This window comes from Sinorhizobium psoraleae (assembly GCF_013283645.1).
Lineage (GTDB): Bacteria > Pseudomonadota > Alphaproteobacteria > Rhizobiales > Rhizobiaceae > Sinorhizobium > Sinorhizobium psoraleae.
Map to the genome: position 1 here is coordinate 1050863 of NZ_JABEKV010000001.1, position 21005 is coordinate 1071867.

Sequence of the window (21005 nt, forward strand, 5' to 3'; positions counted from 1 at the left end):
CGACCTGGCCGACCGATATTCTGCTCAACGAAATGCCCGCCTTACGGCGCCGCGCGTCCCCGGACGCGCAAAGTCCGCCGTAACGCTTCGAACTGGAGGCAATCATGAGCTTGCAACTAACAGGTATCCACCATCTCACGGCGATCACGGCCAATGCACCGGAAAACCTGCGCTTCTACACGAAGACGCTGGGTCTGAGGCTGGTCAAGAAAACCGTCAATCAGGATGATACGACCGCCTACCATCTCTTCTATGCAGACGGAAAGGCGACGCCCGGCACGGACCTGACGTTCTTCGACTGGCCGGTCGGCCCCGAGGGACGCGGCACGCACAGCATTTCGCGCACCGGCCTTCGCGTTGGCAGTGCTGAAAGCGTCAGATGGTGGAAGCGCCGGTTTACCGAACTGAACGTCTCCGCCGGCGAGGTCACGGAGATCGATGGCCGCACCTCGCTCGACTTCGAAGACGGCGAAGGCCAGCGTTTCCGGCTGCTCGACGATGGCGGGCTGATGCCGTCGCATCCTTGGGACAGGAGCCCGGTTCCAGCCGAGCATCAGATCAAGGGCCTCGGTCCCATTACCATCAGCGTGCCTGACATCACCAACACGGCGCTCGTGCTCACCCACGTGATGAACATGGCGGAGGTGCGCCGCTACGTTTCGCCCGACGGCTCTGGCGAAGTACACGTCTTCTCGATGGGCGAGGGTGGTCCGGCGGCCGAATTGCATGTCGCGGTTCAACCGGACCTGCCGATTGCGCGCCAGGGCGCCGGCGCCGTTCACCATGTGGCGTTCCGCGCGCCGGACATGGACGCGCTCCATCAGTGGACGGAACGCCTGAACGGCTTCCGCCTGCCGTCGAGCGGTGAGGTCGAACGCTTCTATTTCCGCTCGCTCTACTTCCGCGAGCCGAACGGCATTCTGTTCGAGATCGCGACCGACGGGCCCGGTTTTGCTGTCGATGAACCGATGGAGACGCTCGGCGAAAGCCTGTCGCTGCCGCCCTTCCTGGAGCCCAAGCGGGCTCAGATCGAGGCCAGGCTGAAACCGCTGGAATAATGCCAACGCAAAGCCGGGACGCTGCTCTCGGCTTTCTTTTTGTCCTTTGACCTCTAGTTCTAATGAATGCGGACTGCAGTGCCGCGCGTCTGATCAGACGCGCAAATGATGCTGTACCGAGGCATAAACAAGAGGAAATCAGGCATTCATGACGAAGATACTCGGCATATCGGGCAGTCTGCGGAAGGCTTCCTTCAATACGGCCTTACTGAAGGCTGCAAAGTCCGTCGCGCCGGACGACATCGAATTCGAGACCGCGACGCTGCATGGCATCCCGCTCTACGATGGTGATGTGGAGGCTGAGAGCGGCGTTCCGGCGGCGGCGGCCGATCTCAAGCGGAAGATCATGGCGGCGGATGGCGTGATCCTTTTCACGCCGGAATACAACAACTCGATGCCCGGCGTTTTCAAGAACGCGATCGACTGGCTCAGTCGCCCGCCGGCTGACATCCGTAATGTGTTCGGCGGTCGCCCCTTTGCCTTGGCCGGTGCCTCTCCCGGCAATTTCGGGACCATTCTCAGCCAGAATGCCTGGCTCGCCGTGATGCGGACGCTCGGAGCCGATCTTTGGTCGGGCAAGCGGCTGATGCTGCCGAAGGCCGACACGCTCTTCGACAGCGAGGGGCAGTTGACCGACGACCAGACCCGGGAGCGGTTGCGCGGCTTCGTCAGGGCTTTCGCCGACCATGTCGCGACAGTGAAAGCAACGGGCGCAGACATTTAGTGCCGTATTAGGCGTTCGCGATCTCGTTGAAACAGTGAAATTGCGCCAACCCTTTGAATGAGCGGGATGAGTCGGAAGACTCGTCATGCACGCCCCCATTGCAATGACGCTCCGAGGTCACTAATCGAAAGCATTGGATGGCAAAGGGGGCGGTAGTGGATCATCAGCATTATGAGTGGGTGCGATTTCCGTTCGAGGAGTCTCACGTTCGGCATCGCGGCGGACAGACGATTCCGCCAAATGGCGTTGGTAACGCCTACCAGCAGTTGATTAGGGTCGGTCGAGAGATAGTCGCGAGGCATCTGCCCAACGATCACCTAAACAATCTCTACGGGACATTGGGAAAGGCGATCGATACCCACACGAGACAGGGCCTTACAGAGCTTGCGTCATTGCGCGTACCAATCTTGTACACTGAGGCGATAACAGAATTTTCTGCGCGCATTAATGGCAGCGAACCACCACTGGATTCAGATCAGTTGCGCCGGCTCGGCGTTGCATTGTTCAGTGCAATCTATGTGGAATGTGCAGACCTGCCCCTGGGTATCGATTTTCAGAATTCGACGAGCAGTGCGGCGCTTACCGCTGATGTCGGCAGCTACGCAGCGTTGAAGGCCTTTGCAGAGACCAAGAGCAGAACCGAATCGGACCTCGCTCTCATAACGACACGTACGGAGGAGCGGGTCCAATCCCTTGTGGGCACCGCACAAAGCCAGTTGCAAGGAATGATAGAACGCAACAGCACCCTGCAGAAACAAGACACTCATCTCCGGGCGCAGATTCAACAGACCATCGGTGATCTCAAGATAGATGTCGAGCAGCTGGGTGAGACCGCCACCGCTGCAAAAGTCGTTTTTGATGAAGTGCTGAAACAGAGTAAGGAGAATGAGGCCAGGATCTCGCTCTCTCGGGAAAACATCCAAAGATATGCGGATGCGGTTCGCGAAGAACTGCAGATCGATACGACCAAGAAGCTCTGGAAGAGCCGCGCACAATGGAGCGCAGCATCATTCTGGCTTTCTGCTGGTGTAATCTTCGCGGCGCTGGCCGCCCCTATCCACGCGGCATACACAAATATGGACGGGATTATTGAAATCCTGCGGCATATCGGTGATGCCGCAACGCAAGGACTACCTGCCGATGCCACGACTGCGCAACTGACCACCGCCACCATCAGTCGGCTGGTCATCATTACGGTACCGCTTGCGATCTACTTCTGGGCGATAAAACTCTTGGTCCGCTTCAATGCTCGCTCGATGATACTGATGGACGATGCGCGACAGCGTGAAACGATGATGGACGTGTATTTCCACCTCATCGAAAAGAACGGCGCTACATCGGAGGAAAGAGCACTGGTCCTTAATGCTCTCTTCCGACCTGCGCCTGGACATGGGCCAGAAAACGTCGACCCGCCGAACTTCACGGAGTTGCTCAACAAAGCAGCGGCGGGCAAATCCTAAAAACACAGCCTCACCCTCGCCTCCCCTCGCGATGACAAAGCTTGGATGGAGAACCGCACGCACTTCTCCTGAATCTGCGTCAGATACCGTTTTTCCCCATCCAGCGGCGAATGGCTGCAACATCGTCGTCGCCGATGCCGTGATGGGTATCGATATCCAGTGCCTCGAGACTGGCGCCGGTATCGGCGAGGACCTTCTTCAAAACCGGCGCATGTTTGCCGTAGGGATCCTGCTTTCCGGTGAGCACCAGGATGTTTGCTTCGGCAAGATCGGGCTTCGGCACGTCTTCGAGCGCCGACATCGCGCGCATCATCACCACGTTCCTGAGCAGGCCGGGATAAAGCAGCATGACGGCGGCCAGCATGTTGGCGCCGTTGGAATAGCCGATGAATATTGTCTTGTCGGGAGCGAGCCCGTAGCCCTCGCGCGCGCCTTCGACGAAGGCTGCGAAGGCCTCTGCTTCCGAGCGGATGTCCTGCTGGTCGAAGGTCGTCATCGACAGGCGGCGGAACCACCGCGGAAAACCTTCCTCGTTGCTTCGGCCACGCATTCCGAGCAAGGTGGCGTGCGGATCGACCTGATGTCCGAAGGGAAGCATATCCGTCTCGTTGCCGCCGCTGCCGTGCAGCAGCACGAAGGTGCGATCGTTCGGCTGATCCGGATGATAGAACCGGTGGATGAAGGGCAGGTCGCGCGGCGTCAGCCGCGGCTCGCCGGGCATGGCGAATTGCGGCAGCTTGACCAAAGTCGCGACCGCGTCGGCATCCAGATGCGATGGCAGGAACAGCTTGGATCCGAGCGTGTCGGAAGGCTCGTCGACAGAAAAACCCGGACCGTCGGTCGCCAGCTCGTAGAGCGAGCCGCCCGGCTCACGGACATAGAGCGAGAAGAAATACTTCCGGTCATGCGCGTTGGTGGCGCCGGCGTGCTCCTGCTCGAGATCGGCGCGCACGGCAAGCACCGTCGCCTCGTCCGGCGCGCGAAAGGCTATATGGTCGATCGTGCCCGTGCCGGGCGCCGACGTCCAGAAGCCGGTGGCGTCGCGTACGTCGATAACGTCTCCGGAAGTGGAGGTGAAGCGCCGGATCGTGGCTGTTGCGCCGATCTCCGAATAGCCGAAATGGTTTTGAAGGAAGTGAGCGGTTTCCTTGGGCTTCTCGGTGAGAATGGTCGCACCGCGCAGCCGCCGGACCGCGTCCGTTTCGGGGATGTCCCGGCTCGCCCACGGGGCAGGTTCGGCGAGCGCGTTCGTTCCGACCAGTTTCACGATCACGCCGTCCGGATCTTTCAGACGCAACACCGGTTCGCCGAACTCCTGTGCCGGGCCGGTCGCCTGAATGTTGAATTGCAACGCGCGCGTCAGCCAGAAGCCGATGCTCTCCGGCGGGATGGCAAAGGCGATTTCGCTCGGCTGGCCGTGCCCGACGCGTCCTGGCGCGCCGTCTTCCCACATAAGGAAGGTGACGAGCGAGCCCGGCGATCCCACCGCATCGCCGTAAAAGAGATGTAGTTGATTAGGGTCCTCGTAGCCGCCGGTTCGCTTGACGAGGCGCAGCCCGAGGAAGCCGACATAGAAATCGACATTTGCCTGCACCTTGCGGGCGATCAGGGTGATGTGGTGAATACCGCTAGTCACGGTCTTGTCCTTCCTGCTGTTCCCCTGCTGCATGATCCCTTAAATCGGAATCGATTTAAGGACAAAATCATGCAGCAATTCAAAGTGCTACAGCGATTTTAGTGCGTCCGATTGGACGCGCGGCGCTGTCGAACCGCCCGTCGGGTTGCCTTGTTTCGTCGGACGGCCGTTTCTCAATCGCGGTCGAGGAATGCCTTGAAAGCGTCGCCGTGATCGGGGTGCCAGCGCGAAAGCGGCGGCCGGTTCTCGACGATATCACCGGCGGCCCACAGGATGCGTTTCTCGTCCGTCGAGCGGACGACTTCGTTGTCCGGGCAGAGGATATAGAAATCGCCGCGTTCGAGGCTATCCATCATGAAGTCCACCGTCTGCTCAGGAGTCCACGCTCCCGCCGGCTTCTCGGTCCGTCCCTGGGCGGTCAGCGACGTGTAGACGAAACCGGGGATCAGCAGGTGGGCGGCAACCTTGCAGCCTTCGGTATTGCGCAACTCGTGCTGCAGCGCCTCGGTGAAGACCTTCACGCCGGCCTTCGAGACATTGTAGGCGGGGTCGCCGGGCGGCGTCGTGATGCCTTGTTTCGAACCGGTGTTGATGATCAGCCCGGGCTCACCATGGGCGATCATCGCAGGCGCGAAAATTCGCGAGCCGTTGATCACGCCCCAGAGATTGACGGTGATCACGGCTTCCCAGTTCTCCAGCGGGCCGAACATCGAGCTGCCCGGCTGGATGCCGGCATTGTTCATCAGCACATGCACGTGGCCGAAGCGCTCGCGCACCGAACGCGCCAGCGCCACGAGCTCGTCGGGCTGTGAGACATCCGTCGCGATTGCGGCGACATCGTTCGCTCCGCCTGCGGCGACCTTCGCTACCTCGGCCGCAGCCGCCTGCAAGCGCTCGCCCGGCAGGTCGGCAAGGACAACTTTCAGCCCGAGATCGGCGAAGCGCTTCGCCGCGGCAAGTCCGATGCCGGAGGCGGCCCCGGTGACGACGGCGACATGGTTTTTCGAAAGAGCGGCGTGGGGCATTGAGATTGCTCCTGATAACGAAGGTGCCCGAAGAAATAGGACGCCCCTTCCGCGAAGTCCATCGCACTTCCGCGTTTGGCTGTCGGCATGCTGCCGCCGTATTTTCGATCAGGGTTTGCCGCGGGCGACGAACCAGGGATTGGCAAAATCGCTGTCGTGGCGCTGGTTGCGCTTGCCATAGGTAAGCGGCGTTCCGTCCATGGTCAGAGTCTCGCCGCCGGCAGCCCGCAGAATGGCGTCGCCGGCGGCCGTATCCCATTCCATCGTGCGGCTGAAGCGCGGGTAGATGTCGGCAAGGCCTTCGGCCAGCAGGCAAAATTTCAGCGACGAGCCGACAGCCTCGTAATCGGTGATGCCGTGATCGGCGAGATAGGCGATCGTCTCTGCGCTGTTGTGCCAGCGGCTGGTCAACGCCACCGGCCGGTCGCCGCAGATGCGGCAGCCGATATCCGCCTGAGGACTGGCAATTCGATCGTCCACGACCAAGGCCTTCTTCGCCTTCCTGGAACTTGTCGAATAGAGGATCCCGAGCGCGGGTGCATAAACCACGCCGGTAACGGGCACGCCGTTCTCGATCAATGCGATATTGACGGTGAAATCGCTGCTGCGGCCGACGAATTCCTTGGTGCCGTCGAGCGGATCGACCAGAAAGAAGGGTTTTCCGGAAATATCCGGCACATGCCCGGCGGCGGCGGCTTCCTCGGCGACGACGGGAATATCGGGAAAGTTCGCCGCGAGATCGGCGAGGATTATGCGTTCGGCGCTGTGGTCCGCGTCGGTGACCGGCGAGGCATCGGCTTTGTAGGCGACGGCCGGCCCGGCGTTATATATGTCCAGGATCGCCCTTCCGGCCGCGATCGCCGATCTTTCCAGTATTTCCAGCATCGTCACTCTTCTTTTCCACGCCATTGCTGCGATTCGCATGAGACGGGCGGAATACCGATAGGCTTCTTCCGTTCATACTCAAACCTTTCTGTTTGCCGCAATCGCGGACGCTCGACGCCGTGGCGATCCATCACCGCGGCATTTTGCAGCCGCAGAGCCTCTTGCATCTTTGCGTTGCGCTTCGCTTATGCAAAAGTGGCCGCGCAAGTGAACTGGATGCCTTCATGCGCTATTCCGCATTCTCGATCGTCAAGAACGCTCTCTCCGGAAATCTGAATTGGAAGCCGCAATGGCGACAGGCCGAGCTGAAATCGCATTACGATGTGATCATCGTCGGCGGCGGCGGTCATGGCCTTGCAACTGCCTATTATCTCGCCAAGGAATTCGGTGTCAAAAACGTCGCCGTGCTGGAGAAGGGCTATCTCGGCTCCGGGAATGTCGGCCGCAACACGACGATCGTGCGTTCCAACTACATGCTGCCGGGCAACGAGCCGTTCTATGAGTTCTCCATGAAGCTCTGGGAAGGGCTGGAGCGGGAGCTGAACTATAATGTGATGCTGTCGCAACGCGGCGTCATCATGCTTTACCACAGCGACGGCCAACGCGACGCCTATATACGGCGCGGCAACGCCATGTGGATGGAAGGCGTGGCGGCCGAGCTGATCGAGCGCGACCAGCTGAAGAAGATGATCCCCTTCCTCAACTACGACCACGCCCGCTATCCGATCCTCGGCGGGCTCCTCCAGCGGCGCGCAGGCACGGCCCGACACGATGCGGTCGCCTGGGGCTATGCGCGCGGCGCCGACCGGCATGGTGTCGATATCATCGAGCACTGCGAGGTGACCGCGATCCGTCGCGAGAACGGCGTCGTCACCGGTGTCGAGACGACCAAGGGCTTCATCGGCTGCGGCAAGCTCGCGCTGGCGGCCGCGGGAAACAGTTCCCGCGTCGGGCAGATGGCGGATCTGAAGCTGCCGATCGAGAGCCATGTGCTGCAGGCCTTCGTCACCGAAGGGCTGAAGCCTTGCATCGATCATGTGATCGTCTATGGCGGCGGCCACTTCTATATCTCGCAGTCGGACAAGGGCGGCCTCGTCTTCGGGGCGGAGATCGACGGCTATTCCTCCTATGCGCAGCGTGGAAACCTCGCGACCGCCGAGCATGTGATGGAGGAAGGCGTGACGATGATCCCCGGCCTTTCGCGCGTCCGCGTGCTGCGCTCCTGGGCCGGCGTCATGGACATGAGCATGGACGGGTCGCCGATCATCGACCGTACGCCGGTCGACAATCTCTACCTGAACTGCGGCTGGTGCTACGGCGGCTTCAAGGCTACCCCCGCATCCGGTTACTGCTTTGCCCACCTGATCGCCAAGAACGACACGCATCCGGTCGCACGTTCCCTGAGGCTCGACCGTTTCGCTCGCGGCTATGCGGTCGACGAGGCCGGTTCCGGTCCCCAACCCAATCTTCACTGATAGAAGCGGCGAGCCCGCAGCGGCCGCATTTCGAGCCAACTGGACCCGTTCGGGCCTAAGGACAAGACGATGGCAAGCCTGATCACCTGTCCCCATTGCGGGGTCCGTCCAAAAGAAGAGTTTTCGATCCGCGGCGATGCGTCGCTCGTTCGTCCGGCGCCGACCGCATCGGACGAGGCCTGGCACTATTACGTCTATGTGCGCGCCAATCCGCGCGGGCGCACGCACGAGCACTGGCAGCATGTGGCGGGCTGCCGCCGTTTCCTCGTGGTCGAGCGGGACACGTACACCCATGAGGTCCATTCCGTGACCGATGGCGCGGTCGTCGCCCGGGAGAACGGCCGATGACCGCCTACCGCCTGATGGCCGGAGGGCTGGTCGATCGCAGCCGTTCGCTGAGTTTCAGCTTTGATGGCCGCCCCTTGCGTGGTTTTGCCGGCGACACGCTGGCCTCGGCGCTGCTTGCCAACGACCAGATGCTGGTCGGCCGCAGCTTCAAATATCATCGTCCGCGTGGGATCGTCAGCGCAGGCTCGTCAGAACCGAATGCGCTCGTCACCATCGGCTCCGGCGCGCGCAGCGATCCCAACACAAAGGCGACCGTTGCCGAGCTCTATACCGGATTGACGGCGCGCAGCCAGAATCGCTGGCCGTCGCTCGGCTTCGATATCGGCGCGGTAATTGATCGTTTCTCACCATTCCTCGGTGCGGGTTTTTACTACAAGACCTTCATGTGGCCGGCGCAACTTTGGGAAAGGCTCTACGAACCGCTGATCCGCCGTGCTGCCGGTCTCGGTCGTGCGGTGCTCGAACGCGACCCGGAAATCTACGAGAAATCCTGGGCACATTGCGATCTGCTCGTCGTTGGCGGCGGCCCGGCCGGGTTGATCGCCGCGCTGACCGCGGGACGCGCGGGGCTTCGCGTCATTCTCGCCGACGAGGATTTTCGCCTGGGCGGATCGCTCCTTTCGGAGACGCAGCCGATAGACGGTGCGCCCGCGCATGTCTTTGCCGATCGCGCCGTTGCCGAATTGCAGGCGCTGCCGAATGTAACCTTGCTGCCGCGGACGACGGTCTTCGGCTGGTACGACGACAATGTCTTCGGCGCGGTCGAGCGGGTCCAGAAGCATGTCGCCGAGCCCTCGGCCAAGCTGCCGACGGAGCGGGTCTGGCGCATTGTCGCGAGGCGAGCGCTCCTCGCGACCGGCGCGGAGGAGCGCCCGCTTGTCTTCGGCGGCAATGACCGGCCGGGGGTCATGATGGCCGGGGCACTCAGCACCTATGCCAACCGTTACGGTGTGGCGGCCGGCAGGTCGGTTGCGATTTTCACCAACGGCACCGCGGGATATCGCGCCGCCCGCGATCTCCACGCGAAGGGCATCGCCATTGCTGCAATCGTCGACAGTCGCGCAGCGGAAGCGGACGCCGCGCCGGAAGGCGTCCGCGTGATCCGTTCGGCCGCCGTCGTTGATACGCGTGGACGCCTGCGGGTTTCCGGGCTTGTGGTCGAACGGTCGGGTTTCGAGGAGCTCGTCGCCTGCGATGCGGTCGGCATGTCCGGCGGCTGGAGCCCGGTCATTCACCTCGCCTGCCAGCGGGGAGCGAAGCCTGTGTGGTCTGAAGCCCTGAACGCGTTCGTCGCGCCGGATGTCGGCGGTGGATTGCGCGTTGCCGGTTCGGCGAATGGTGTTTACACGCTCTCGGGTTGCCTCGGCGACGGTGCCGCCAAGGCATCGGCGATCGCGTCCGAGCTGGGATTCAAACCCGCTCAGGACGTCTTGCCGGCAACGGGAGAGGAGACCGATCCGTCGTTCACCGCGCTTTGGTACGCACCCGGTGCAAAGTCCAAGGCCTTTGTCGATTTCCAGAACGACGTTCACGCAAAGGATCTGGGTCTTGCGCTCCGCGAAGGGTTTGGCCACGTCGAACACGCCAAGCGCTACACCACCAGCGGCATGGCCACGGACCAGGGCAAGCTCTCGAACATCAATGCAGTCGGCATTCTTGCCGGTATGCGAGGAGTAAGCCCCGCGGATGTAGGGACGACGACATTCCGCCCGTTCTACACACCGGTCTCCTTCGGCGCGCTTGCCGGCACGGCGCGCGACAAGCACGCAGCACCTGTCCGCAAATCGCCGTTGCATGAATGGGCACGGAAAAACGGGGCGAGCTTCGTCGAAGCGGGCCCTTGGTATCGATCCGCCTGGTTTCCCCGGGCGGGCGAAAAGACCTGGCGCGAGAGCGTCGATCGCGAGGTGCTGAACGTGCGCGCGAACGTCGGCATTTGCGATGTGTCGACATTAGGCAAGATCGAACTTTTCGGACCGGACGCGGCTGAATTCCTCAATCGGCTTTATTCCAACGCGCTGTTGAAGCTCCCGGTCGGAAGGGCGCGTTATGGCCTGATGCTGCGCGAAGACGGCTTCGTCTATGACGATGGCACCGTCAGCCGGCTCGCGGAGGAGCATTTTCTCGTCACGACGACGACCGCGCTCGCGGGTGGCGTGATGTCCCACATGGAATATTGCTCGCAGGTGCTCTGGCCGGACCTGAAGGTCCGCTTCTGCTCCGTCTCCGACCAATGGGCGCAGATCGCGATCGCTGGTCCGAAGGCGCGCAGCGTGCTGCAGCAGCTTGTCGAGGACGACATCTCCAACGCGGCATTCCCCTTCCTCGCTGTCGGAACAGTAACGCTCAAAGGCGGCCTGAAAGGGCGGTTATTCCGCATATCCTTCTCCGGCGAACTGGCTTTCGAACTGGCAGTTCCGGCAGGATTTGGCGTGGCGGTCGCCGATCAGATCATGGAAGTGGGCCGTGCCTTCGATATCTGCGCCTATGGCGTCGAAGCGCTCAACGTCCTACGGCTGGAGAAGGGCCTGCCGACGCATGCCGAGTTCGACGGCCGGGTGACGCCGGACGACGCCGGACTGGGCCGAATGGTTTCGGCACAGAAGACGGACTTCATCGGCAAGCATCTTTCGGCACGATACGGGCTGACCGCCGCAGACCGCTCGCAACTCGTGGGACTGAAGCCGGTGGACAAGGAAAAGGATATTCGCGCGGGTGCGCATTTGCTGCGCGAGGGCATGAAGCCATCGACCCTCAACGACCAGGGCTGGGTGAGCTCTGCCTGCTTCTCGCCGGTGCTCGGACACCACATTGCGCTTGCCTTCCTCAAGTCGGGCCGTGAGCGCTATGGCGAACGGATTGTTGTCTGGGACAAGCTGCGCGATCAGGAGGTGATGGCCGAGGTCTGCAATCCGGTCTTCGTCGATCCCGAAAACGCCAGAATGAAAGCCTGAGGGAACGCTGATGATCCGCGATTACTACAACCGTCATGCGCTCGATGAGAAGCTGCGCGGCGCGCCTCGGCCAGCAGGTGTCAATCATCTGGCCATCGCCCACAGACAGGCGGTCGCTATGGTGCTGGCCCAAGCCGGCGAGGAGGACACCGTCCAAAGGGCGTTGTCACAGACAACCGAATTCATCTTGCGCTTCTGTGCGTCAGGCGAATGGCTGGTTGTTTCCGAAAACGACACCCCGGAAGGGCTGCAGCGTCGTCTCGACGCCTTATGCGCCGGCCGGGCGTATATCGTCGACCAAAGCGAGGCGCGTGTCCTGTTCCGGCTTTCCGGTCCGTCAACGCGCCGGATACTTGCAAAGGGCGTCGGCCTCGACCTGCATCCCGCAGCCTTTGCGACCGGCGCCAGCGCGAATGCGTTGTGCGGCCACGTCGCCGTCAATCTGGCCCGAACGGGAGACGACACGTTTGAACTGATAGCTCCACGCTCTTTTGCCGAATCCCTTTTCGACGACCTCATGGCGATGGGACGCGAATACGATCTGACGGCGGCATTCGCCGGTTGACGAGGCAGGCCGCGGCGAGAATTCGCCCTGATATGATACGCTCGCTAGATCGGCACGCTAGCCACCGATTTCCGCGCTTTTGCATTCAAAGTTGCCCATTTGGCGTGCGAATGCTGCTAAAAATTTGATTTTTCTGGCTTCGAAAGCGCCAAATCGATTTTATCGCCGAAGAATCTGGCGAAGAAGCATTTTTTAGCTTTCATTTTCGTTTGAAAGAGGTATGGAATCGGGGCAAATAGCACGCTCACAATGAGCGCCAATAACAAGAGATCGGACCGCTAGGATCTGGTCCAGGGGAAGATTGATGGAGTATTTCGTCCAGCAGCTCGTCAACGGGCTGACGCTTGGGTCTATTTATGGTATGATCGCAATTGGTTATACCATGGTCTACGGCATCATCGGCATGATCAACTTCGCCCACGGCGATATCTTCATGCTTGGCGGCTTTGCCGCTTTGATTGTCTTTTTGCTTCTCACCTCATTCATAGCAGGCGTGCCGGTTGTACTGGCGCTTTTGCTTATGATCATCGTCGCGATGCTCGCGGCGTCGCTGTGGAACTGGACGATCGAGCGAGTGGCCTACCGTCCGTTGCGCGGGTCTTTCCGCCTGGCGCCGCTGATTACCGCGATCGGTATGTCGATCGTGCTGTCGAACTTTGTTCAGGTGACGCAGGGACCGCGCAACAAGCCGATCCCGCCGCTCGTCTCCTCAGTCTATGATATATTCGACATTGCCGTATCGTTGAAGCAGATCATCATCATCATCATCACGGCAATCCTGCTTTCGAGCTTCTGGTATATCGTCAACAAGACGCCGCTTGGGCGCGCGCAACGGGCCACCGAGCAGGATCGCAAGATGGCGGCGCTGCTCGGCGTCGATGTCGACCGCACCATTTCAGTGACCTTCATCATGGGTGCCGCGCTCGCTGCCGTAGCGGGTACCATGTATCTCATGTATTATGGCGTCGTTGTTTTCACCGACGGCTTCGTTCCGGGGGTGAAGGCATTCACCGCCGCCGTTCTCGGTGGCATCGGCTCGCTGCCAGGCGCTGTCTTGGGCGGACTGATGATCGGCCTCATCGAATCCCTGTGGTCGGCCTATTTCACCATCGACTACAAGGACGTTGCGACATTCTCGATTCTCGCAATCGTCCTGATCTTCAAGCCGTCGGGTATTCTCGGACGACCGGAAGTCGAGAAGGTATAATTCCATGGCAAATATTGCATCTACTACTGCAAGCGCCGGCACTGAGGTGACGGCGCGGGCCCTACGCGAGGCTGTCTTCGCGGGCCTCATCACCCTCGGTCTGTTCGTGCTCTTCGTCGGCCTCAAGACCGACCAGAACATCCGTAACGAGCTGATCCTTACCCAGCGCTGGGGTCTGCTGGCGATCTTCGTGATCATTGCCATGGTCGGTCGCTTCCTGATAGTCGCCTATGTGCAGCCCCGGCTCGTGCAGAGAAAGGCGGCGAAGGCCGCTGCCGAAGACGTCGCCAAGGAAGAAAGCTTCTTCAGTCGCAACTTCTCGAAGATCGCGATCGCCGCTCTCATTCTCTATCCGCCCGTGATCCTCGCCCTCACCGGCGTCCAGGGATCACTGAAATGGGTGGACAACTTCGGTATCCAGATCCTGATCTATGTGATGCTCGCCTGGGGCCTTAACATCGTCGTCGGCCTGGCCGGTCTCCTCGACCTCGGATATGTGGCCTTCTACGCGGTCGGCGCCTATTCCTATGCGCTGCTTTCCACCTATCTGGGCCTGTCCTTCTGGGTGCTGCTGCCGGTTGCCGGTCTTCTCGCGGCCTGCTGGGGCGTGGTCCTCGGGTTCCCGGTGCTGCGCTTGCGCGGCGATTATCTCGCGATCGTGACACTCGCCTTCGGTGAGATCATCCGTCTCGTGCTGATCAACTGGACCGAGGTGACCAAGGGTACTTTCGGTGTATCCGGTATCGCCAAGGCAACCCTGTTCGGCATCAAGTTCGATGCTTCCAAGGATGGCTTCGCGGCGATGATGGGCCTGCCGATCTCGTCGGCCTATTACAAGATCTTCCTGTTCTATCTGATCCTCGGCCTCGCCCTGCTGACCGCCTTCGTCACCATCCGGTTGCGCCGGATGCCGATCGGCCGTGCCTGGGAGGCTCTTCGCGAGGACGAGATCGCCTGCCGTTCGCTCGGCATCAACACGGTCACGACGAAGCTGACGGCCTTTGCGACGGGCGCCATGTTCGGCGGCTTCGCCGGCTCGTTCTTCGCCGTGCGCCAGGGCTTCGTGTCGCCCGAATCCTTCATCTTCCTGGAGTCGGCCGTCATCCTCGCGATCGTCGTGCTCGGCGGCATGGGATCGCTGACCGGCATCGCGATCGCAGCGGTGGTGATGATCGGCGGTACGGAAATCCTGCGCGAACTCTCCTTCCTCAAGATGATCTTCGGACCGAACTTCACGCCTGAACTCTACCGCATGCTGATCTTTGGTCTTGCCATGGTCGTCGTCATGGTCTGGAAGCCGCGCGGCTTCGTCGGATCGCGCGAACCGACCGCGTTCCTGCGTGAGCGCAGGGCCGTCTCCGGCAGCTTCACCAAGGAAGGGCACGGCTGATGGCGATCGACACAATGACGAGCACAATGACAAAAGACCCCATTCTCAAGGTTGAGCACCTGTCGATGCGCTTCGGCGGTCTCATGGCCATCAACGACTTCTCCTTCGAAGCCTATCGCGGCGACATCACCGCGCTGATCGGCCCGAACGGGGCGGGCAAGACGACGGTGTTCAACTGCATCACGGGTTTTTACAAGCCGACGATGGGCATGATCACGATGAAGCAGAAGTCCGGGCAGGAGTTCCTGCTGGAGCGTCTGCCTGACTTCGAGATCACCAAGCATGCCAAGGTTGCGCGCACCTTCCAGAACATCCGGATGTTCTCCGGCCTGACCGTCCTGGAAAACCTGCTCGTGGCCCAACACAACAAGCTGATGCTGGCCTCCGGCTATACCATTCTCGGCCTGCTCGGATTTCCGGCCTATCGCCAGGCTTCCAGGGAAGCGATCGACGTTGCGAGACATTGGCTCGAGCGGGCTTCGCTGATCGACCGCGCCGACGATCCTGCCGGCGACCTGCCTTACGGCGCGCAGCGGCGGCTCGAGATCGCACGTGCGATGTGCACGGGGCCGGAGCTTCTCTGCCTCGACGAGCCGGCGGCCGGCCTCAACCCGCGCGAGTCGCTGGCGCTCAACGAATTGCTGCAGAACATTCGCCGCGACACCGGCACCTCCATCCTTTTGATCGAACACGACATGTCCGTGGTCATGGAGATTTCCGATCACGTGGTGGTGCTCGAATACGGTCAGAAGATTTCCGACGGCAACCCGGATTTCGTGAAGAACGATCCAAGGGTCATTGCGGCCTATCTGGGTGTCGAGGACGAAGAGGTTGAAGAGGTGATCGAACAAATCGAGGAAATCGAAGGCGAGCAGGGAGGCACCAAGCAATGAGTGCGCCGCTGCTGCATGTAAGAGCCGTCGAAACCTATTACGGCAATATCCGGGCGCTGAACGGCGTCGATGTCGAGGTCCACCGCGGAGAAATCGTCAGCCTGATCGGCGCCAATGGCGCCGGAAAGTCGACGCTGATGATGACGATCTGCGGCAGCCCGCAGGCGCGCACCGGCTCCATCTTCTTCGAGGGGCAGGACATCACGCGCCTGCCGACGCACGAGATCGCACGCCTCAGGATCGCCCAGTCGCCGGAAGGGCGCCGTATCTTCCCGCGCATGACCGTTCTGGAAAACCTGCAGATGGGGGCGAGCCTCGACAATCTGAAGCATTTCAACGAGGACGTCGAAAAGATCTTCACGCTCTTCCCGCGTCTCAAGGAACGGCAGGCGCAGCGCGGCGGTACGCTGTCGGGCGGCGAACAGCAGATGCTGTCGATCGGGCGTGCGCTGATGGCGCGACCGAAGCTCCTGTTGCTCGACGAGCCGTCGCTCGGCCTTGCGCCGCTGATCGTGAAAGGCATCTTCGAAGCGATCAAGAAACTCAACAAGCAAGAGGGCCTGACGGTGTTCCTCGTCGAACAGAACGCCTTCGGGGCGCTCAAGCTGTCGGATCGCGGCTATGTCATGGTCAACGGCAGGGTGACCATGAGCGGGACAGGCAAGGATCTTCTCGCCAATCCGGAAGTCCGTTCGGCCTATCTCGAAGGCGGCCGTCATTGATGCGCCGCGCCTGGAGTATGTGACATGCAGGGAATTCTCTACGAAGAAGCGTCGATCTGGCAGTTCCTCTTCATCACCTGTGTACTGGGCGGCTGGACCGCCTGGCGGACGGGCAAGAGCGTCGCCGAGAGCTGGCATAACTTTCCGCGACTGCTGGTCTACGTGGCGCTGCTGGGCTGGGGCATTCGCTTCATCCATCACGCGCTCTTCGAAGGCACGATGTTCAGCCTCCAATACTATGTCGTGGACACGATCGTGCTTTTGTTGTTTGCTACCGCCGGTTTCAGGTACTACCGGACCAGGCAAATGACCAACATCTACTACTGGCTTTATGAAAAAGCTTCGCCTTTCTCCTGGAAGGCCAAATAAGGGAACAGCGCGTGCCGGTCCGCCGCGGCCGGTGCGAAAGAAACACCGGCGCAATTAAAGTGGGCATTGCGCAGGCTTGGAAAACGAGACCCGCTCGAATATTTGGGAGTAACAAGATGAAAAAGTCTCTTCTGTCGGCCGTTGCGCTGACGGCAATGGTCGCCTTTAGCGGCTCTGCATGGGCTGACATTCTGGTCGGCGTTGCCGGCCCGCTGACCGGCCCGAACGCTGCCTTCGGTGCCCAGCTCCAGAAAGGTGCCGAGCAGGCTGCTGCCGATCTCAACGCTGCAGGCGGCATCAACGGTGAACAGATCAAGGTCGTGCTCGGCGACGACGTGTCCGACGCCAAGCAGGGCGTTTCGGTCGCCAACAAGTTCGTTGCTGACGGCGTGAAGTTCGTCGTCGGCCACTTCAACTCGGGCGTGTCCATCCCGGCTTCGGAAATCTACGCCGAAAACGGCATCCTGCAGATCACGCCTGCCTCCACCAACCCGCAGTTCACCGAGCGTGGTCTGTGGAACACCTTCCGTACTTGCGGTCGCGACGACCAGCAGGGCGCGGTTGCCGGTGCTTACCTTGCCGCCAACTTCAAGGACGCAAAGATCGCCGTCGTTCATGACAAGACCCCCTATGGCCAGGGCCTTGCCGATGAAACCAAGAAGGCGATGAACGAAGCCGGTCTGACCGAAGCCCTCTACGAAGGCATCAACACGGGCGACAAGGACTTCTCCGCGCTCATCGCAAAGATGAAGGAAGCCGGTGTTTCGATCGTCTATTACGGCGGTCTGCACACGGAAGCCGGCCTGATCATGCGCCAGATGAAGGACCAGGGCCTGAAGGCAACGATGATGTCGGGCGATGGTATCGTCTCGAACGAACTGGCCTCGATCGCTGGTGACGCCGTCGACGGCACGCTGATGACCTTCGCGCCGGATCCGCGCAAGAACCCTGAGGCCAAGGAACTCGTCGAGAAGTTCCGCACTGCCGGCTTTGAACCGGAAGCCTACACGCTCTACGCCTATGCTGCCCTCCAGGTCATCGCCGAAGGCGCCAAGGCTGCCGGCGGCAACGATCCCCAGGCTGTCGCCGAAGCGATCAAGGCCAAGGGTCCGTTCAAGACCACGATCGGCGAGCTCGGCTACGACGAAAAGGGCGACATCACCCGCCCGGACTACGTCATGTACACCTGGAAGAAGGGTGACGACGGCAAGTACAGCTACTTCCAGAACGAATAGTCATCGTTCGACCCGCTTTGGAGGACCCGGCGTGCAAGCGCCGGGTCTTTTTGTTCTACAGCGCCGCGCGTCTAATCGGACGGGCCAAGATCGCTGTAGAACTGTGAGTTCCTGCACGATTCCTTAAATCGATTCCGATCCAAGGAACCATGGGGTAGGGCGGCATCCGCGCCGTTCGATGCGCATGTCTTCGTGATTGGAAGCAGCGTTATTTCAGCAGCGATGTGCGCAGCGTCGCGATCTCCTGCTTGAGCCGGACGAGCTCCGCAGGCTCCATCCCGGTCGCGCTGGCAATGCCGTACGGTACGTTGTCGGCCTTTTTCCGCAAGGCACGGCCGGTTTCCGTCAATTTCACGCGCACCTGCCGTTCGTCGGTCCTGTCGCGGACCCGCGAAAGGTAGCCCATGCTTTCGAGGCGCTTCAGCATGGGGGTGAGCGTGCTCGATTCCAGAAAAAGCTTTTCACCCAAATTGCCGACGGTCTGGTCGTCCTTTTCCCAAAGGACGACCATCACGAGATATTGCGGATAGGTGAGGTCCAACTCGTCAAGCAGCGGCTTATAGACGCGCGTGAACGCATGGTTCGCCGAATAGATTGCGAAGCACAGGAAATTGTCGAGCTTCATAAGGTCTTCGTGAGAAGGACTTTCTGCCTTGGTCATTGTTCTAACCCAGATTTCGGGACGCGATAAAAATAAATCGTTCGCGATCTAATCGCAAGGTATTGACACGCGAAATTCGTCGCGATAACTATCGTGCACGATTTAATTGATGGCGATTCAAGTATGTATGTCGCGCACGATTTAATCGTGTATTTCGGATCAGGCTCTTCAACGGGAAACAGGAGCACTCCCATGACAAAGATACAGGCAAACGCAATCGCGAACGGCATCTCTCGAAGAGGCGTGCTGGCTGGCACTCTGGGCGCCGTTGCGGCAGTATCTGCCGTCCGCCCGGCGTCGGCGGCAACCCCCGCGAAGACAGCAACCAGCAACAGCGAAGGAGCAAGGACCATGGGCAGCAGGATCATCACCCGCGACGGCGTCGAAATCTACTACAAGGACTGGGGCCCGAAGGACGGCCCCGTGGTCGTGCTTAGCCACGGCTGGCCGCTGTCGTCCGACAGCTGGGAGGCCCAGGCCTTCCACCTCGCTCAAAACGGTTTCCGCGTCATCACCCATGACCGCCGCGGCCATGGCCGCTCCAGCCAGCCCTGGGATGGCAACGACATGGACCACTATGCCGACGATCTCGCCGAGCTGATCGAGCAGCTGGATCTCACCAACATCTTCCTCGCCGGCTTTTCGACCGGCGGCGGCGAGATCTCCCGCTATATCGGCCGCCACGGCACCAAGCGCGTCGCCAAGGCCGGACTGATCTCGGCGGTGCCGCCCTTGATGGTCAAGACCGAGGCGAATCCCGGCGGGCTGCCGAAGGAGGTGTTCGACAATCTGCAGGCAGCAAGCCTCGCCGACCGCTCGCAACTCTACAAGGATGTCGCCTCCGGCCCGTTCTTCGGCTTCAACCGGCCGGGAGCCAAGGTCTCTCAGGGCATGATCGACAGCTTCTGGCTGCAGGGCATGATGGGCGGCCACAAGAACACTTACGATTCGATCGCCGCCTTCTCGCAGACCGACTTCACCGAGGACCTGAAGAAGTTCGATGTGCCGACGCTGATCATCCATGGCGACGATGACCAGATCGTGCCGATCGATGCGGCGGCGCGGGCCTCGAAGAAACTGGTGCCGCACGCGACGCTGAAGGTCTATCCGGGCGCTCCGCACGGCATCACCGACACCCACAAGGATCAGCTCAACCAAGACCTGCTTGAATTCGCGAGGTCGTAATTCGCGCGAAAGAGAAGAGGGCGCCCGCCGCGCGTCTTATAAGACGCTCAAAGGACGCCATAGCACTTTGAACTGCTGCATGTTTTCATCCTTAAATCGGCTACGATTCAAGGGAACATGCAGTAGCGGCGCCCTCTTACTTTTCATGGGAACAGGCTGTCCGCAGGCGCGATTTTGTGCACTATCCGGAGCCGATTCTTCATTCTCGGAGGGTAATCCCATGACCGCAAAGCCGCGCATTCTTCTCACCCGCCGCTGGCCACGAGCCGTGGAAGAGATTCTTGCCCAACGGTTCGAGACAGTCTTCAACGAACGGGATGTGCCCCTCGATGCCGCCCAGCTTGCAGAGGGGCTTCGCAAGTTTGATGCCTTGCTGCCGACAGTATCCGATCGGCTGCCTGCACCACTCTTCAAGAACGGTGACCTTCGCTGCAGGATTCTCGGCAACTTCGGGGTAGGCTACAACCACATTGACGTCGAAGCAGCGAAGGCCTCTGGCGTCGTGGTGACGAATACGCCGGGGGTCCTCACCGATTGCACGGCGGATCTCGCCGTTTCGCTGCTGCTGACCGTCGCGCGGCGTGCCGGCGAGGGCGAGCGCCAGGTGAGGGCAGGCGAATGGGAAGGCTGGCGCCCCACGCATATGATCGGAACGAAAGTCACTGGCAAGACGCTAGGCATCGTCGGTTTCGGCCGCATAGGCAAGGCGATGGCCAAGCGCTGCCACTTCGGCTTCGACATGGACGTGGTCTTCTACAACCGGTCGAAAGTCGCAGAAGAGGAAGCGCAGCGCTTCGGCGCCCGTCAACTCGACACGATCGAGGATGTCCTGAAGGAATCCGACTTCGTCTCCCTGCATATCCCCGGCGGCGGCGAAAACCGGCATCTGATCGATGCGGCGCGCCTCGCGGCCATGAAGCCGGGCGGCTATCTCATCAATACCGCCCGCGGGGACGTGGTCGATGAGGAGGCGTTGATCGAGGCGCTTGAAAGCGGCGTGATCCGTGGGGCCGGCCTAGACGTCTACGAGGCGGAACCGCAGGTGCCCACGCGGCTGCGGGCGCTCGAGAACGTCGTGGTCCTGCCGCATCTCGGCAGCGCCACGGAGGAGACGCGAACCGCGATGGGCATGAAGGTCGTCGACAACGTCACGGCATTCTTCGCCGGTCGTGAACCGCCGGACAGGGTGGCTTGAGTTGCCCGCCTCTACAGC

At 60.9% G+C, this 21005-nt stretch carries 19 protein-coding genes; 15 read left to right on the top strand and 4 right to left on the bottom strand.

The window, feature by feature from the left end; translation table 11 throughout:
* Positions 1 to 104: 104 nt before the first annotated feature.
* The 3 genes from ILFOPFJJ_RS04780 (at position 105) to ILFOPFJJ_RS04790 (ending at position 3242) form a co-directional block, all read left to right on the top strand.
* Positions 105 to 1058: a ring-cleaving dioxygenase gene (locus tag ILFOPFJJ_RS04780; RefSeq protein ID WP_173509385.1), complete on the top strand. Its 954-nt coding sequence runs from the start codon at positions 105 to 107 to the stop codon at positions 1056 to 1058.
* Positions 1059 to 1206: 148 nt separating this feature from the next.
* Entirely contained in the window at positions 1207 to 1782 is a 576-nt protein-coding gene (locus ILFOPFJJ_RS04785; protein ID WP_173509386.1) for an NADPH-dependent FMN reductase, read from the top strand.
* Positions 1783 to 1919: 137 nt separating this feature from the next.
* On the top strand, positions 1920 to 3242 hold the full coding sequence (locus tag ILFOPFJJ_RS04790; protein WP_173509387.1) for a DUF6161 domain-containing protein: 1323 nt from the start codon (positions 1920 to 1922) through the stop codon (positions 3240 to 3242).
* A 79-nt stretch (positions 3243 to 3321) separates the two neighbouring features.
* Here ILFOPFJJ_RS04790 and ILFOPFJJ_RS04795 read toward each other — a convergent pair whose 3' ends face one another.
* The 3 genes from ILFOPFJJ_RS04795 to cysQ all read right to left on the bottom strand — a co-directional run bounded on the left by ILFOPFJJ_RS04795 (position 3322) and on the right by cysQ (position 6788).
* Positions 3322 to 4878, bottom strand: a complete 1557-nt coding sequence (locus tag ILFOPFJJ_RS04795; protein WP_173509388.1) for a VOC family protein — start codon at positions 4876 to 4878, stop codon at positions 3322 to 3324.
* Between the two features lie 173 nt (positions 4879 to 5051).
* Positions 5052 to 5903, bottom strand: coding sequence for an SDR family NAD(P)-dependent oxidoreductase (locus ILFOPFJJ_RS04800; RefSeq protein WP_173509389.1), 852 nt, complete (start codon positions 5901 to 5903; stop codon positions 5052 to 5054).
* 108 nt (positions 5904 to 6011) lie between these two features.
* Positions 6012 to 6788, bottom strand: coding sequence for a 3'(2'),5'-bisphosphate nucleotidase CysQ (gene cysQ, locus ILFOPFJJ_RS04805; RefSeq protein WP_173509390.1), 777 nt, complete (start codon positions 6786 to 6788; stop codon positions 6012 to 6014).
* 224 nt (positions 6789 to 7012) lie between these two features.
* On the opposite strand from cysQ, the gene ILFOPFJJ_RS04810 reads away from it, so the two are divergent.
* From ILFOPFJJ_RS04810 to ILFOPFJJ_RS04855, 10 genes are all read left to right on the top strand, one after another.
* Entirely contained in the window at positions 7013 to 8263 is a 1251-nt protein-coding gene (locus ILFOPFJJ_RS04810; protein ID WP_173509391.1) for a sarcosine oxidase subunit beta family protein, read from the top strand.
* A gap of 69 nt (positions 8264 to 8332) precedes the next feature.
* Entirely contained in the window at positions 8333 to 8611 is a 279-nt protein-coding gene (locus ILFOPFJJ_RS04815; protein ID WP_173509392.1) for a sarcosine oxidase subunit delta, read from the top strand.
* Complete coding sequence (locus tag ILFOPFJJ_RS04820) at positions 8608 to 11565, top strand: sarcosine oxidase subunit alpha family protein (protein WP_173509393.1); 2958 nt, start codon at positions 8608 to 8610, stop codon at positions 11563 to 11565. Before ILFOPFJJ_RS04815 ends, ILFOPFJJ_RS04820 begins: the two co-directional genes overlap by 4 nt.
* 10 nt (positions 11566 to 11575) lie before the next feature.
* Positions 11576 to 12130: a sarcosine oxidase subunit gamma gene (locus tag ILFOPFJJ_RS04825; RefSeq protein ID WP_173509394.1), complete on the top strand. Its 555-nt coding sequence runs from the start codon at positions 11576 to 11578 to the stop codon at positions 12128 to 12130.
* Positions 12131 to 12434: 304 nt separating this feature from the next.
* The gene (locus ILFOPFJJ_RS04830; RefSeq protein ID WP_173509395.1) at positions 12435 to 13337 is read left to right on the top strand and encodes a branched-chain amino acid ABC transporter permease; all 903 of its coding nucleotides are present in this window, start codon (positions 12435 to 12437) and stop codon (positions 13335 to 13337) included.
* A gap of 4 nt (positions 13338 to 13341) precedes the next feature.
* Positions 13342 to 14727, top strand: a complete 1386-nt coding sequence (gene livM, locus ILFOPFJJ_RS04835) for a high-affinity branched-chain amino acid ABC transporter permease LivM (RefSeq protein WP_173509396.1) — start codon at positions 13342 to 13344, stop codon at positions 14725 to 14727.
* On the top strand, positions 14727 to 15620 hold the full coding sequence (locus ILFOPFJJ_RS04840) for an ABC transporter ATP-binding protein (protein WP_173509397.1): 894 nt from the start codon (positions 14727 to 14729) through the stop codon (positions 15618 to 15620). The genes livM and ILFOPFJJ_RS04840 overlap by 1 nt, the downstream gene beginning before the upstream one ends.
* A complete protein-coding gene (locus ILFOPFJJ_RS04845; RefSeq protein WP_173509398.1) occupies positions 15617 to 16342 on the top strand; it encodes an ABC transporter ATP-binding protein in 726 nt (241 codons plus the stop codon). Before ILFOPFJJ_RS04840 ends, ILFOPFJJ_RS04845 begins: the two co-directional genes overlap by 4 nt.
* A 24-nt stretch (positions 16343 to 16366) precedes the next feature.
* Positions 16367 to 16711, top strand: a complete 345-nt coding sequence (locus ILFOPFJJ_RS04850) for a DUF6867 family protein (protein WP_173509399.1) — start codon at positions 16367 to 16369, stop codon at positions 16709 to 16711.
* A gap of 116 nt (positions 16712 to 16827) precedes the next feature.
* Positions 16828 to 17946 carry a branched-chain amino acid ABC transporter substrate-binding protein gene (locus ILFOPFJJ_RS04855; protein WP_173509400.1) on the top strand — a complete coding sequence of 373 codons (1119 nt, stop codon included), beginning with the start codon at positions 16828 to 16830 and terminating at the stop codon, positions 17944 to 17946.
* 208 nt (positions 17947 to 18154) lie between these two features.
* On the opposite strand, the gene ILFOPFJJ_RS04860 is transcribed toward ILFOPFJJ_RS04855, so the two are convergent.
* Positions 18155 to 18607, bottom strand: a complete 453-nt coding sequence (locus ILFOPFJJ_RS04860) for a MarR family winged helix-turn-helix transcriptional regulator (RefSeq protein ID WP_173509401.1) — start codon at positions 18605 to 18607, stop codon at positions 18155 to 18157.
* A 192-nt stretch (positions 18608 to 18799) separates the two neighbouring features.
* Here ILFOPFJJ_RS04860 and ILFOPFJJ_RS04865 point away from each other — a divergent pair, with 192 nt between their 5' ends.
* Entirely contained in the window at positions 18800 to 19792 is a 993-nt protein-coding gene (locus ILFOPFJJ_RS04865; RefSeq protein ID WP_173509402.1) for an alpha/beta fold hydrolase, read from the top strand.
* Positions 19793 to 20012: 220 nt separating this feature from the next.
* Positions 20013 to 20987, top strand: a complete 975-nt coding sequence (locus tag ILFOPFJJ_RS04870) for a 2-hydroxyacid dehydrogenase (RefSeq protein ID WP_173509403.1) — start codon at positions 20013 to 20015, stop codon at positions 20985 to 20987.
* Positions 20988 to 21005: the final 18 nt, after the last annotated feature.